11 protein-coding genes are annotated in these 12,869 nt (G+C 34.1%); 5 read left to right on the plus strand and 6 right to left on the minus strand.

Features of this window, described 5'->3' with window-relative positions:
• The first annotated feature begins 88 nt into the window (after positions 1-88).
• Positions 89-637: a VOC family protein gene (locus AA637_RS02360; RefSeq protein WP_446683731.1), complete on the plus strand. Its 549-nt coding sequence runs from the start codon at positions 89-91 to the stop codon at positions 635-637.
• A 79-nt stretch (positions 638-716) separates the two neighbouring features.
• The gene (gene ldpA, locus AA637_RS02365) at positions 717-1,778 is read left to right on the plus strand and encodes a circadian clock protein LdpA (RefSeq protein ID WP_446683732.1); all 1,062 of its coding nucleotides are present in this window, start codon (positions 717-719) and stop codon (positions 1,776-1,778) included.
• Between the two features lie 190 nt (positions 1,779-1,968).
• Here the strand turns inward: ldpA and AA637_RS02370 are convergent, their stop codons facing one another.
• On the minus strand, positions 1,969-2,790 hold the full coding sequence (locus AA637_RS02370) for a helix-turn-helix domain-containing protein (protein WP_446683733.1): 822 nt from the start codon (positions 2,788-2,790) through the stop codon (positions 1,969-1,971).
• Between the two features lie 34 nt (positions 2,791-2,824).
• A complete protein-coding gene (locus tag AA637_RS02375; RefSeq protein WP_446683734.1) occupies positions 2,825-3,568 on the minus strand; it encodes a pseudouridine synthase in 744 nt (247 codons plus the stop codon).
• A 360-nt stretch (positions 3,569-3,928) separates the two neighbouring features.
• Between AA637_RS02375 and AA637_RS02380 the strand changes: the two genes are divergently transcribed.
• Positions 3,929-4,648, plus strand: a complete 720-nt coding sequence (locus tag AA637_RS02380) for an LmeA family phospholipid-binding protein (RefSeq protein ID WP_446683735.1) — start codon at positions 3,929-3,931, stop codon at positions 4,646-4,648.
• On the opposite strand, the gene AA637_RS02385 is transcribed toward AA637_RS02380, so the two are convergent.
• A complete protein-coding gene (locus tag AA637_RS02385) occupies positions 4,641-5,444 on the minus strand; it encodes a PEP-CTERM sorting domain-containing protein (RefSeq protein WP_446683736.1) in 804 nt (267 codons plus the stop codon). The two genes, AA637_RS02380 and AA637_RS02385, sit on opposite strands and share 8 nt — an antisense overlap.
• A 641-nt stretch (positions 5,445-6,085) precedes the next feature.
• Here AA637_RS02385 and AA637_RS02390 point away from each other — a divergent pair.
• Positions 6,086-7,186 (plus strand): VWA domain-containing protein, encoded by a 1,101-nt coding sequence (locus AA637_RS02390; RefSeq protein ID WP_446683737.1) that lies wholly within the window; start codon positions 6,086-6,088, stop codon positions 7,184-7,186.
• Between the two features lie 6 nt (positions 7,187-7,192).
• Here the strand turns inward: AA637_RS02390 and AA637_RS02395 are convergent, their stop codons facing one another.
• The 3 genes from AA637_RS02395 to AA637_RS02405 all read right to left on the minus strand — a co-directional run bounded on the left by AA637_RS02395 (position 7,193) and on the right by AA637_RS02405 (position 11,164).
• A complete protein-coding gene (locus AA637_RS02395) occupies positions 7,193-8,914 on the minus strand; it encodes an Rqc2 family fibronectin-binding protein (protein WP_446683738.1) in 1,722 nt (573 codons plus the stop codon).
• A gap of 186 nt (positions 8,915-9,100) precedes the next feature.
• The gene (gene trhO, locus AA637_RS02400; RefSeq protein WP_446683739.1) at positions 9,101-9,883 is read right to left on the minus strand and encodes an oxygen-dependent tRNA uridine(34) hydroxylase TrhO; all 783 of its coding nucleotides are present in this window, start codon (positions 9,881-9,883) and stop codon (positions 9,101-9,103) included.
• 174 nt (positions 9,884-10,057) lie between these two features.
• Positions 10,058-11,164: an LptF/LptG family permease gene (locus tag AA637_RS02405; protein WP_446683740.1), complete on the minus strand. Its 1,107-nt coding sequence runs from the start codon at positions 11,162-11,164 to the stop codon at positions 10,058-10,060.
• 105 nt (positions 11,165-11,269) lie between these two features.
• Here AA637_RS02405 and AA637_RS02410 point away from each other — a divergent pair, with 105 nt between their 5' ends.
• Positions 11,270-12,856, plus strand: coding sequence for an ArnT family glycosyltransferase (locus AA637_RS02410; RefSeq protein ID WP_446683741.1), 1,587 nt, complete (start codon positions 11,270-11,272; stop codon positions 12,854-12,856).
• Positions 12,857-12,869 lie beyond the last annotated feature (13 nt).

Raw genomic sequence — 12,869 nt, forward strand, 5'->3', positions numbered from 1 at the left:
GTTAATTATTGCTAAATAGCCACTAAATATCCCACAATATTAATACGAGGTTCAACACTGAAATTATATGATAAACAGCAGTCTAACTATGGTAAATATTTTGGGGGCGTTTTTACCCGGTATAACGGATGGTTTATTCTCTACTCAGGGAATTATGGTAATGCTTTTGGTGGCTTATGGTGGTGCCATGTGGATGTTTTTAACCAGCGCCCCTAAGGTGCATACTATCATGGTATCTGATTTGGCGGTAGCCCAGGAGTTTTATGAGAGATTGTTAAATTTACCTGTGGCGGATGTGCCTTTGCATTACTATTACAATTATGATCAAAGTCTAGGCTCTGCAATGCTTGATCCTATTTATACTGGTAGTGGAGGTAATGCTACGGTTTTGCAGGAAAATCGTGGTTTATGGTATCAATTGCGCAAAAATACTCAATTACACGTTATTGGCGGTGCCACTTTGGGTTATAAAAATTCTCAGCGTCATGTTTGTTTTGATCATGAGTGTTTGGATGATTTATTATTGAGGGTACAGTCTCGCCGTTTGAAGTATAAGATTCGTAGTGATAATCCTCTTAATTTTTTAGTGAAGGATTTGGACAATAGGGTAATTGAAATGGTGGAAGCAAAAACTTAAACTAATTGATAATTGAAAATGGATAGTTGATAATTATTCAAGGAGATTTTTTGAGTTAAATTTTTGGGAATCAAAAATATTGTTATTACAGGATTCGGCGTTGTTGTCTTTGGAATCGGGTAGTTGGTTTAAGTTAATTTGTGGTGCTAGTTATCAACATTTACCTTCTATTCGTAATTTGGCTTTGGCTTATACTTTGGCAGGGGTTGATTGTATTGATGTAGCGGCGGATAGGGCTGTTATTAATGCTGCTTTGGTGGGTATGGAGGTGGCAAAAAGTTTTCGGCAAGAAGCGATCGCTCTTAGCTATAATCCTAGTAATCCTCTTTTAATGGTAAGTGTGAATGATGGGGAAGATCCTCATTTTCGTAAAGCATACTTTAATCCTAGCAAATGTCCCCCTGAGTGCGATCGGCCCTGTGAGCATATTTGCCCCGCCGATGCCATAAAATTTGAGCATCCCACCCAAGGAGTAAAAGAAAAACTATGTTATGGTTGTGGGCGTTGTGTGCCTATTTGCCCCTATGGTTTAATCGATACTCAATCCCATGTTATTGGCATCCAAGAAGTATTAAATTGGCTTACAGAATTACCCATTAACGCCCTCGAAATCCACACCCAAGAAGGGCATTTTGAGCATTTTTGTAAATTATGGCAATGGCTTAAACCTCACCTACCCCAACTACAATTAATCGCCATTAGTTGCCCTTATACCCCCACCGTCACCAGTTATTTACACCAAATAGAAACCTATATCAAACCTCTGCCCATCCCCTTAATTTGGCAAACTGACGGGCGCCCCATGAGTGGGGATATTGGCAAAGGCACCACCCATCTAACCATAAAATATGCCCAAACCATGATTAATGAAGGGTTTGATGATTATTTACAACTAGCAGGAGGAACAAATGAACATACCGCTGTTAAAATGAGGGAGATGGGGCTTTCTCCTCACAAAATTAATGGCATTGCTTTTGGTAGTAAAGCCAGAAAAATCCTTGCAGATACCCTCCATGAATTAGAAGTAATTTCTCCCCAAAATCAACTAGAAGACTATCCCTATCTATTGTGGAAAGCAGTATCTCAGGCTTATCAGTTAGTGGGAAGTATAAAAACAGTTAATGAAGAAAAGGTTTTGTAGTCGAGGTTGGGAATGGGGAATAGGGAATGGGCAATGGTTTTTTCATTTTGATTGATTTATTAGTGTACTATTTGTAATCATGTATTTTGTATAAAAAAGGGCTATTTTTGCGTATTTTAAGAGACTATATATGCCTAAAAATCTGATTATTATAGCTTTCTTATTTGTTCATCACATCCTATTTAGATTCTTACAAATTTAAAGTAATTTCCTCCACCTGCCCCAACTCCCCAATTTGTTTAGGGGTTTCCTCATTTACACTAATTAACAACCCTCCCGCATTACCAGCCCGAATGGTAAACTCTCGACTAGCAATCCATTCCCTTTCACTACCTTGAGTTAGGATGCCTTCAAACTCCGTATTACCATCAATAACAACCCTTACCCATGAATTATCTTGGGCTTTTATATTTACTTTTAGTTGTTCTGGATTATTATCAACCACAGGGATAGTAGGGTTATCGGTGATTTCATCAGTATTATTGCTTAGATTATCTGTTACGGTTTGATTTTCTTGGGTATTGTTATGGCTACTTTGAGTCTCCGTGGTTTCTTGAGTAGTAAAAGAGGTTGGTTGCAACATTTCATTGAGACTTTTTATGGAGAAAAATAAAAGAGCAATATAAACAACATATAAGTATTTACTGTTAAAATTAATTCTAAAATTAAAAGGATTAATATTTCTTTGGTGAGCGGATTTATAACCTTTATTATTATTTTTCTCAGTAGGAAAACTATTAATAGTTTCCTCAATGTTAATGCTTAAAAACTCAGAATATTTTTTGAGTAATTCTTTAACAAATATAGGCTCAGGTAATTTGTTTAAATCACCATTTTCGATCGCCCTTAATATATTTTTAGTAATATGAATGTTACTAGAAACAGATTCAATATCCCACCCCAAAGATTGTCTCTTATGCTGTAATAAGACACTAACCCTATCCAATTCCTCTTGACGAATTTGGTTATAATCAACCTCTATGGGTTTTTTACCGCTAAAAAGTTTTAACATATATGTTATTTATCTTGCTCATTCTATCTAAATCTTAATTTTTTGGGTTATGGGCAATTATACTCAATTTGTTCACCTCCGAAGCAGTTAAAAAACGACATTCTCCTAATCCTAAATTTCCTAAACGAATAAATGCGATCGCACTTCGGTGTAAACCAATAACAGGATGCCCAAAAAGTTCAGCAATCCGTCTAATTTGACGATTTCGCCCTTCATGGAGGACAATCTCAATAAGAGTTTTAGAAACAGTCCTTTTTTTAACAACTATTTGCGCAGGAAGAGTTTTTTTCCCTTCCCATAAAAAACCCTCAGACCATTTTTTGATCAGATTATCCGGCATATCACCCTTTAGCCAGACTTGATAAGTTTTAGGCAAATGATAACGGGGATGAGTCAAACTGAGGGTAAAACCACCATCATTACTGAGAATCAAAGCCCCCGTAGAATCCATATCTAATCTACCCACAGGATGGATACCCTGCCCTAATTGTAACTCAGGATTTAATAAATCTAAAACAGTTTTGCGCTTTTTAGGATCATCACAACTAGATACAACTCCCTTGGGCTTATTTAATAAAATATAAACTAACTCAGGGCGATTTCGACGACTCAAAACTTTGCCATCTACCTCTATTTTATCCTTATTGGGGTTTGCTTTGTCACCTAAAGTGATAACATGACCATTAACCTTCACCTTTCCAGCCAAAATAATCTTTTCAGCCTCTCGACGGGAAGCAATTCCCCATTCTCTCAATATTTTTTGAACTCTATCAACCATTAATTTGATTATTGAAAAACAATCATATTTAACCACTAATCATCATTACACGAATTAGCTCAATTTATCAGCCAAAAACGATCCTTTTTATCCCTTCATAATAAAGTTAAATGATTTGTAAATATGGCGTTGCTTAATAATGCTAGAAACAATTTTTAAACGACAACAAGCATTTCATACTTAAAATCTGATTACCATTCCTCATTCTTAGCCTAAATGGAAAATCAAATCTAAATTTTACAACACCATAAATACTTCAATCATCACAAAGAAATGCTAAACAAATTTTTTGGTTAATAAAAACTATTTTTTGGTAACTTCTTCATTGTAAACTTTTCATTGGTCAACTTTCAAATTATTATGAACACCAGCAAAAAGTCAGACATAATATCTCGTTTCCTTTCCCCTGCCGTTAAACTATGGATTCGCACCCAAGTAGAATTCACTCGTGACTTAGATATTCTGATTGATGCGGGGGATAAACAGATTCTTTCAGGGAAAATTAACCAAATAAATTTAACTGCAAAAGAAGCTAATTATCAAGGTATTCTTATCAATTATGCTTCCGTTACCACAGAAAATATCGCTGTTAACTTAGGGGGAATTTTACGAGGAAAACCGTTAAAACTATTACATCCTATTTTCGTTTCAGGAAATGTGGTTATTACTGCCCAAGAATTAAAAACATCCCTTCAATCTTCTTTGCTGACTCAAGGCTTAACTGATATGCTTAAAATTTTATTAGAAAATGAAGGAATTAAAAACGCAGAAGAAATTATCAAAAAATATAAAATTGATTGGAATGATATTATGATAGAAACTCAAAAAATGACTATCACAGGAGAGTTTATTAATAGTTTAGATAACTCCAGCAATAATTTAACTATTATTAGTAATATAGATATAAAAGACGAACAAAAATTAGTGCTTACAAATGTACAAATAGATGGCTTCAAAGATTTGCATAACAGTGTAATTGATGATTTAGTTATTGACTTAGGTAGCGATGTTTCACTATCTGAGTTAACTATTTCCTCACAAGAATTACACTGCGTAGGTAAAATCAAAGTAGTTAGTTAGATGACTTTTTTTTGCTTCCTGCCAAACCTAAAAATCCAAATAACAATAATCCGCCCATCATACTAGGTTCAGGGACAGTCTGAAAACTCATGCTGCCAATACCAATTCCATGATTATTTGTAGAAGTAGTAGTGACTAGGTTAGGATTATCAGTGAATGTCAATATAAAACTATCAATAGCTTCTTCAAAAGATACTCTGACATTACCACCATCTTGCCGATTATCTACATTTCTAATTCCGTCCAAGGTAAAGTCACCAACTTTTCTTACGTTGGTAGTATTGAAAATAGTAAAAGTAGGAGTAACTTCATTTCCACCCAAAAACCCTTTGATAATTACTCTATCTTGCCAACTACTTGCGTTTGGAGGACCTGATGTTGGAAGATTAGCGGAACGGTCTATGTCAAAAATATCAAAAGTTAGATCCTTAACAATACCTTTATTGTAGCCAAGAAAACTGGTTTTTAATTCTATACTACCTCTGTTATTGGAACTACTGCTAGGTTGTCTTTGGAGGTGTAAGCTAACTTCTGGATTTGTACCCGTTAATGTTTGCGTTAATCTAGGGGTAGATACTCCTTCAAAACCAGCAAAACTGGAACCATTTTTCAATGAAAATTGTAAATTAACTTCTCCTTGCCCCACGGAGAAAGTTTGATTTAGTCCTCCCGCCACAAAAGTCGTGTTATTCCAATCAAGGTTAAGATTAGCACCATAAACAGCGGAAGAAGTCATCAGAAGTCCTCCCACAGAAATTAAAGTATATTGAACAGTTTTATTAATGTTGATCATCATAATGGATTTATATTTTCAAATTTGTGAGAGTTGAGTTTGATTATGAAAAACTAAATTTGAATTTAAATAGTTAAATTAATAATTTTTTTTAAAAATGCTATCAAATTTATTCATATTGCAATCATTATAATGTCTATTTTTCTATGTTTTTCTAGGTTTAAAAAAGTTTTATAAAACTATATTTCAAAAGGTGTAGCACGTAAGTATTAATATATTTGTTTCGTAAAAATAAGTGTAATTACTGTATCCTAGTTTAGTAGATTTAATGAAAATAAAGTAATATTATTATTTCAAATATATTTATAATACTTTTAACTTTAATTAACAGTGCAGACTTTTTTAATCAATTTTATCTATAATGTAAATGTTTGAGGGTGTAAGTAAGTTGGCGTTATTAATGATGGGTTTAGTATTACCAAAACCTTTATTAATAAAAGGCTTAAACCTTTTGGCTAGATCGATTTAATTACACCTACCTACTTATATTCTAATAACCATAAGTCATAAAATATATTTTCAAAAATGAAAAATAAAGTAACGAAGGAGTTAAAATTATGAATATAATGACGTTTGTTTTTCTATGCTATTTTGCTTTTTATTTCACAATAACTAGAAATATAAATGCAGAAGAACAAATAATATTGAGACAACCACCTATTGAGAAAAATGACTCTATTATTAGTCAAAATATTACAGATAATAAACCTAAAATACAAATAGCTATTTTATTAGATTCTAGTAATAGTATGGATGGTTTGATAGAACAAACTCGTACTCAAATTTGGTCAGTAATTAATGCCGTCTCTAAAGTAAGTAACAATGGTGAAACTCCAGTTTTTGAAGTCTCTCTTTATCATTATGGAAATAATGGTTTACCATCCACAGAAGGTTTTAATAGAATGCTAACTCAGTTAACAAATGATTTGGATGTAGTCTCAGAAAATTTGTTTTCTATCCAAACAAATGGTGGACAAGAATATGCAGGATGGGTAATTAATTCAGCTGTTAAAGAGTTGGAATGGAGTGCTAATAATGAAGATTTTAGAGCTATTTTTATCGCTGGAAATGAGCCTTTTGATCAAGGTAATATTTCTTGGGAAAATGCTATAAATTTAGCGTCAAGCAAAGATATTGTTATTAATACTATTTATTGTGGAGATGCAGAAAATGCTGAAAGCAATCTTTGGGCTAGGGGTGCTGATGTAGGTAAGGGAAGTTATTTCAATATTGACCAAAATGAACGTATTGTCGATATTCCTACTCCCTATGATGGGGAAATTAGACAACTTAATCAAGAATTAAATGAAACTTACATTCCCTATGGTGAGCAGGGCATCGTTTCCTATGAGAGACAAAGACAACAGGATGTGAATGCTTTTTCTAGTCCTTCTCCCAGTGCTGGTTTAAATAGGGCTATTACCAAGATTACATCTAACTATAACACTGGTAGTTGGGATTTGGTAGAGGCGATCGCCTCTAATAGTGTTAATTTAAGTGATATAGACACCAATACATTACCAGAAAATTTACGTTCTTTAACCACTAACCAACTAAGAAATATAATTAATGAAATGATCGAAAAAAGAGAACAAATAAAAACAGAAATTAGTGAACTATCAGAAAAAAGAACCCAATATATCACTCAAAATAGACCTATTTTAGAAGATAATACAACCCTTGAAAGTTTAATGATAGAAACTCTCTATAATCAACTCAAAGCCAAAGGATTTTCTATTAATTAAAATATCCTAATTATCAATAAAATCAGATGATTTTGCCCAAATAACTGTCTGATTACTATAAATTACCATACCTGGTTTAGCCCCCTTGGGTTTATAAACATATTTGGGTTTTGTATAAATAACTGGAACTTGATCACTTTCCCTTCCTTGACTATAATAAGCCGCAATATTAGCTGTATATTGTAAGTCTTTTGCGTCAGGAATATCTCCTGCATTTAATCTTAGTAAAACATGAGAACCTGGAATTTCTTGGGCATGAAACCATAAATCATAATCCGTAGCAATGCGAGAAATTAATAAATCATTTTGTCTGTTATTTCTTCCTACAAATACTTCAAAATTAGAAGGGGTTTTAAAGGCACGGGGTTGAGATTCTTGGTTATTACTTAACTGTCTATACTGGCTATCTTCTATATATTTTTGGTTAATTAATTCGGCTTTTATTTCTTCTAAAGTTTCAAAGTCTTCTAACTCATCATTTTCTAGTTGTAAAACATTATTTAAAGTTTGTTGAAGGTAATTTATTTCCTCTTCTACTTCTTCTAATAAAGGTTTAACAGCATCTTTTGCTCTTTTTAATTTTTGATTTTTTTTATAAAGGGCTTGAGCATTTTGGATGGCATTTTTATCGGGGGCTAGTGAAATTTTTATAGGCTCTCCTGTGGTAAAATCATCAAGGGTAATTGATTCACTGCCTATCTGCCATTGATGAAGATTTGCCATTAATAAATCGGCTTGGGTACGGTAAGTATCAGAGTTCGCAGACTGCTTCATTTTATCTTTATATTTATCTGCTTTTACCTGTAATTTTTTGGCAATATTTTTTATTTTTTGTTGTAGTTGTTGCTGTAATTGTTGGAAATTTTCTTGGTTAATTTTCTTAGTATAATAATCGTCAATTATTTCGTGTAAATTGTCCTTGACAATATTTTGGTCATGGGGAGGCAATACGCTATAACCTAATGGGGTGGTATGGGGATAAAAAGTTTTTTGGTGGATAGTGGCTAACCATTTTTGCCATTGTTGATAAAGACTTTTCCATTCATCTGGAGTTAGTTGGTTATTTTGTATAGATAATTCCATATCAGCTTCATGTATCAATTCTTTGGCAATGGTGGGGCTTACTCCTCGATAGGATTTTATCAACTGTTTATCGAGTCTGCCAGGAATTAGGTTAACGGTTTCTTGCCAGTCGGTGAAAGATTCCTCTATTTTGGGAGTGTTACCCGTCAGGGGTGGGGGTAGTTGATAGGGTTGACTGGTTTCGACGGTGCGCACACTGGATTTGGCGGAGGTAATTTGTTTAGCAACGGTGATAATCTGTTGTTGGGCGTTGGTAAGGATAACGTTGCTATATTTCCCCATCACTTCTACATAGAGATGATACAAGGGTTTTTCGTTAGGGCGTTGGGCGAATTGCAAGTCAACCACTCTCTCCCATTTACTGACAATATTTACTCCAATTAAAGCATAACCGCTAATAAGGTGGCGTAGTTGTTCACTGAAGGTGAAAGTATCTTTTTTGCGGGGGGGAGGATTCCCAATACATATTCGGGCTGCTTGGGGATGCCATGCAATGGTTAACCATGTTTTTTTTTTCAGACTACGTAAACATAAGGAGATTGAAGTGCGATCGCACTGATACACCTGTTCTAAACGAGATGGTATATATTCGGCATTGAGAGAATGGCAGATTGCCACAAGGGTTGTATAGTCAACAGGTTGCATATTAATTAGTATTAGATGATAAGTATTAGGAGACTAGCTTTAATTGGTATTGCTAAATTTAAAAGTGCTGAATTTAATTGAAGTTGGTGACAATATTCTGAATCCTGAATTATTACGATAATTCCACCATGTTTTATACCATAACCTTTGCAACGCCCTTTTATTATTTATTGCCCCTTGTTTGAATTATCCATTATTCACATTGTCAATATATTCCTTTTTAACAGGATTACCACACTCAGATAATTGATAACTACCCTCCTGCAAACCATGCTTAACCGCCACCCTATCATCAAAAACAAAACATTCCCCTTCCCACAAACTTTCCTCCTTAGGTACTTCCTCCAAATACTTCAAAATACCACCCTTCAGATGGTACACTTCCTTGAAACCTTTTTTTAGCATTAAAGCCGTCACCTTTTCGCAACGAATACCCCCAGTACAAAATAAAGCTACCTTTTGCTCTTTATTCTCCTTCAAATTATCATCGATATAGTTATTAAATTCCCGAAAAGAATGAATATGGGGATTTTCCGCCTTTTTAAAAGTACCGATTTGCACCTCATACTCATTACGAGTATCTACCACCTTCACATCAGATTGAGAAATTAATTTATTCCATTCACGGGGAGATAAATAAGTACCCACTTGCTCGTTAGGATTCGCTTCAGGAATCCCAAAAGTGATAATTTCCTTTTTAATTTTTACCTTCATTCTTTCAAAAGGTATATTATTAGTCTGAGAATATTTAACATCAAACTCCTGATTCTCAAGACTTTTTTTTACTTCCCTGACAACTTTTTCAACAGCTTCTTTCAAACCCACAATATTACTGTTAATCCCTTCAGGGGCAATCAAAATAGTCCCCTTTATCCCTAACCCATTACATAAATGTAGTAACTTCTCTTGTAATATTTCAAGGTCTTCTAATGAGATAAAGTGATAAAAAGAAGCAAAGGTAAATTTCATATCCTATCTAGTCTCAATATTCTGAAAGGTAAATTAATCAAACTAACAAGGTAAATTTGGCAACAGTTATCCAGCATAGTTCATTAATTCTCAACAATTATATCACCAAAATTAATTTTGATTAGCTTATTTTTACATCCTTGCAAAAATTAAAAACATGATTTTTGTTTTTCATTAAGACTTCGTCAATAAATAAACCCCTATACCAAAACAGATAAAATTGGGAAGCCATGCCGCCATAGTGGGTGAGAGTACATCAATTAAACCAAGACTACCGATAAAAAAGCTAGTTAGATAGTAGCCAAAAACGATTAACACCGTTAAACCAAAACTTGTACCCTTATTATTTTGATTAAATTTTGCTCCAATGGCAGAACCAATCATGGCAAAAATGATACAGATAAACGGAAAAGATATTTTTTGTGCCGTACGTACACGATACATCAGAATACTTTTTTGGTTGCCCACTTGTTCTAAAATCTCGATATATTCAAAAGATTCACGAATATTCATTTCATAGGGGCTTCTACTTTTTGAGGCTAATTCTAAAGGGGTTTTGGGTAATGGTATCTTTTTGTGTTGGAAAAAATTACTACTAATTTGAGATAGATTTATTTTGATGTCATAGATAACACCGTTAGAAAAATCCCATTCATCCTCATTATTATTCCAATTACCACTTTCTGATACAGTAATCTTTTCTAATTGATGATTGTTAGTTTCTATTACTGTAATATTTTGCATTTCCCTGCCATCAAATTCTTGGGCATAAAAAAGACTCTTTAATTCTCGTTTCACTTTCCCATCAGCGGTTATTATCTCCTCATATTGAGGATAAAAAATATCTTGTTGTACTGTATATTTATTAACTATTCCTGAATCTCCCGCAAGGATAGATGTGGCTCGATAATTAGATGGCGGTATAATCAACTCATTAAAAGCAAAAGTAACCAGAGTAATAACCAGACTGGCGACAATGGTGGGGGCAATAATTCTATAAAGGCTGATACCACTACTTTGTAAAGCAATTAATTCACTATCTTTACTCAGACGGCTATAGGTAAGCAGTGATGTTAGTAATACAGAGAAAGGTAGGGCATAACCCACATACTCAGGAAATTTGAGAATAAAGACTTGAAAGGCAGAAAAAAGTGGTAGGTTAGATTCTATAATTCGATGAGATAAATCAGATATAGTTGCAATGGCAACTCCAACACAAGAAAACATAGCTACACAAAAAATAAAGGGCATAATAAACTCCCTCAAAATGTAGCTATCCATTATTGATAGATTAAACCGACGCATTCACAGTAAAATTAATTTTCAAATCAACATATCTTATCAAGATATTGCTATCGTAACACTATCAAACCTGTTCCAATATTAATGATTATCAGCAAAAACACCCAAACTATCCAGAAAAAAGTATATATAATCTTGATAATAGGGTTAATTGTTCGTTCTATAATTGCTTTTTTCCTAAATCCAGGCTACGATGAAGTGTACTATTATCTATATGCCAAAAATTTAGATTGGAGTTATTTTGATCATCCTCCTTTAGTAGCACTAACCACGGGAATAGGAGTTTGGATAACGGGTATTGTTAATCAATTTACCATTCGGATTGGCACCTTAATACTACACACTGGTAGCCTATATTTACTGTATCTGACAGGCAAAAAGATGTATAACCAGTCTGCTGGCTTTTTTGCACTCGTCATTGCATCCTTAATCCCTATATTTCAAATTGCTTTTGGAATCCTGACTTTACCCGATGTACCATTAATCTTTTTTTGGACATTAACATTATATGTAGTTAGTGAAGAATTTTTTAATTCTCATTGGCAGTATAAACCCTCTTACCGTATTGCCATTATTGGTGTTTTAGTGGGTTTAACTTGTCTGAGTAAGTATCATGGTTTCGTCTTAGGCTTAGGATTAGTGGGTTTTTGTGTCAGTAGTAAACCATATCGGCGAGTATTTTCCTCCCCTTGGTTATGGTTATCTTTTGGCTTATTCTTACTGACTCTTTTCCCTTTATGGTATTGGAATTGGCAACACGATTGGGTATCCTTTGGTTTTCAACTTTCAGGGCGTTTTGAATCCTCTACAGATATACAAATAAATATTCTTAATCTGATTCTTTTTTTCCTTGCTGGAATCGCTTATTTATTCCCTAGTTTTAGTATTCCTTTATGGTGGATAACCATACGCTCATTTCTGATTGAAATTTTTAGTCGCCCCCATTATCCCAGTCGCCTAATTTTGTGGGTATCTTTTCCTATGGTGATTGGTTTTACTTTGTTGGGGGCGTTTACTCAAATTTTACCGACATGGGCAATGCCTGGTTTTTGGGGTTTGACTATTATGTTTGGGCATTATGTGTGTGCTTGGCATAGAGAATTTCCTCGTAGGATAAAAAACTGGTTAGTTTTTTCGGCCATTTTTATTTATACTCTATTTAGCATTGGTTTATTACACTTTACGACGGGAGCATTACAAAAACCCAGTCCTTTTTTATCTATGGGTATTTTAGCTCCAGAAAATGATCCTTCCACAGAATTAGTTGATGTGGTGCAGTTGGGGGAAAGGCTAAATTCTTCTTCGGAGTTTCGGGAGGCGTTTAGTAATAGTGATTTTGTTTTTACTAATGCTTATTATCTAGGAGGTTATGTGGCTATGGCATTGGCACAAAATGAAGATATGATAGATATGCCCATTACTTGCATTGGTGATGATGTGAGGGGTTTCGAGTTTTGGCAACCTCTGGAAGATTTCAAGGGGGATGATGGTTTATTTATTACGCTAAAAGTTTTTGGGCAGGATGATGTACTAATCAACGAGTGGGGGGAATATTTCGATAGTTTTGATTTTGTTACGGAAATTCCTTTGTTAAGAGGGGGGGGGGTGGTGGAAACTTTTTATGTTTATGAGGGGCAAAATTTGCTCGTTACTGATGATGATTTAAAATGAAATTCCGTATGGT

Origin of the sequence: Cyanobacterium sp. HL-69, assembly GCA_002813895.1 — a bacterium.
GTDB lineage: Bacteria > Cyanobacteriota > Cyanobacteriia > Cyanobacteriales > Cyanobacteriaceae > Cyanobacterium.

Coding starts and splice junctions, on each gene's coding strand:
- AA637_RS02360 (WP_446683731.1), top strand. CDS start 89: ATGGTAAATATTTTGGGGGCGTTTTTACCCGGTATAACGGATGGTTTA.
- AA637_RS02370 (WP_446683733.1), bottom strand. CDS start 2,790: ATGTTAAAACTTTTTAGCGGTAAAAAACCCATAGAGGTTGATTATAAC.
- AA637_RS02375 (WP_446683734.1), bottom strand. CDS start 3,568: ATGGTTGATAGAGTTCAAAAAATATTGAGAGAATGGGGAATTGCTTCC.
- AA637_RS02380 (WP_446683735.1), top strand. CDS start 3,929: ATGAACACCAGCAAAAAGTCAGACATAATATCTCGTTTCCTTTCCCCT.
- AA637_RS02385 (WP_446683736.1), bottom strand. CDS start 5,444: ATGATGATCAACATTAATAAAACTGTTCAATATACTTTAATTTCTGTG.
- AA637_RS02395 (WP_446683738.1), bottom strand. CDS start 8,914: ATGCAACCTGTTGACTATACAACCCTTGTGGCAATCTGCCATTCTCTC.
- trhO (WP_446683739.1), bottom strand. CDS start 9,883: ATGAAATTTACCTTTGCTTCTTTTTATCACTTTATCTCATTAGAAGAC.
- AA637_RS02405 (WP_446683740.1), bottom strand. CDS start 11,164: ATGGATAGCTACATTTTGAGGGAGTTTATTATGCCCTTTATTTTTTGT.
- AA637_RS02410 (WP_446683741.1), top strand. CDS start 11,270: ATGATTATCAGCAAAAACACCCAAACTATCCAGAAAAAAGTATATATA.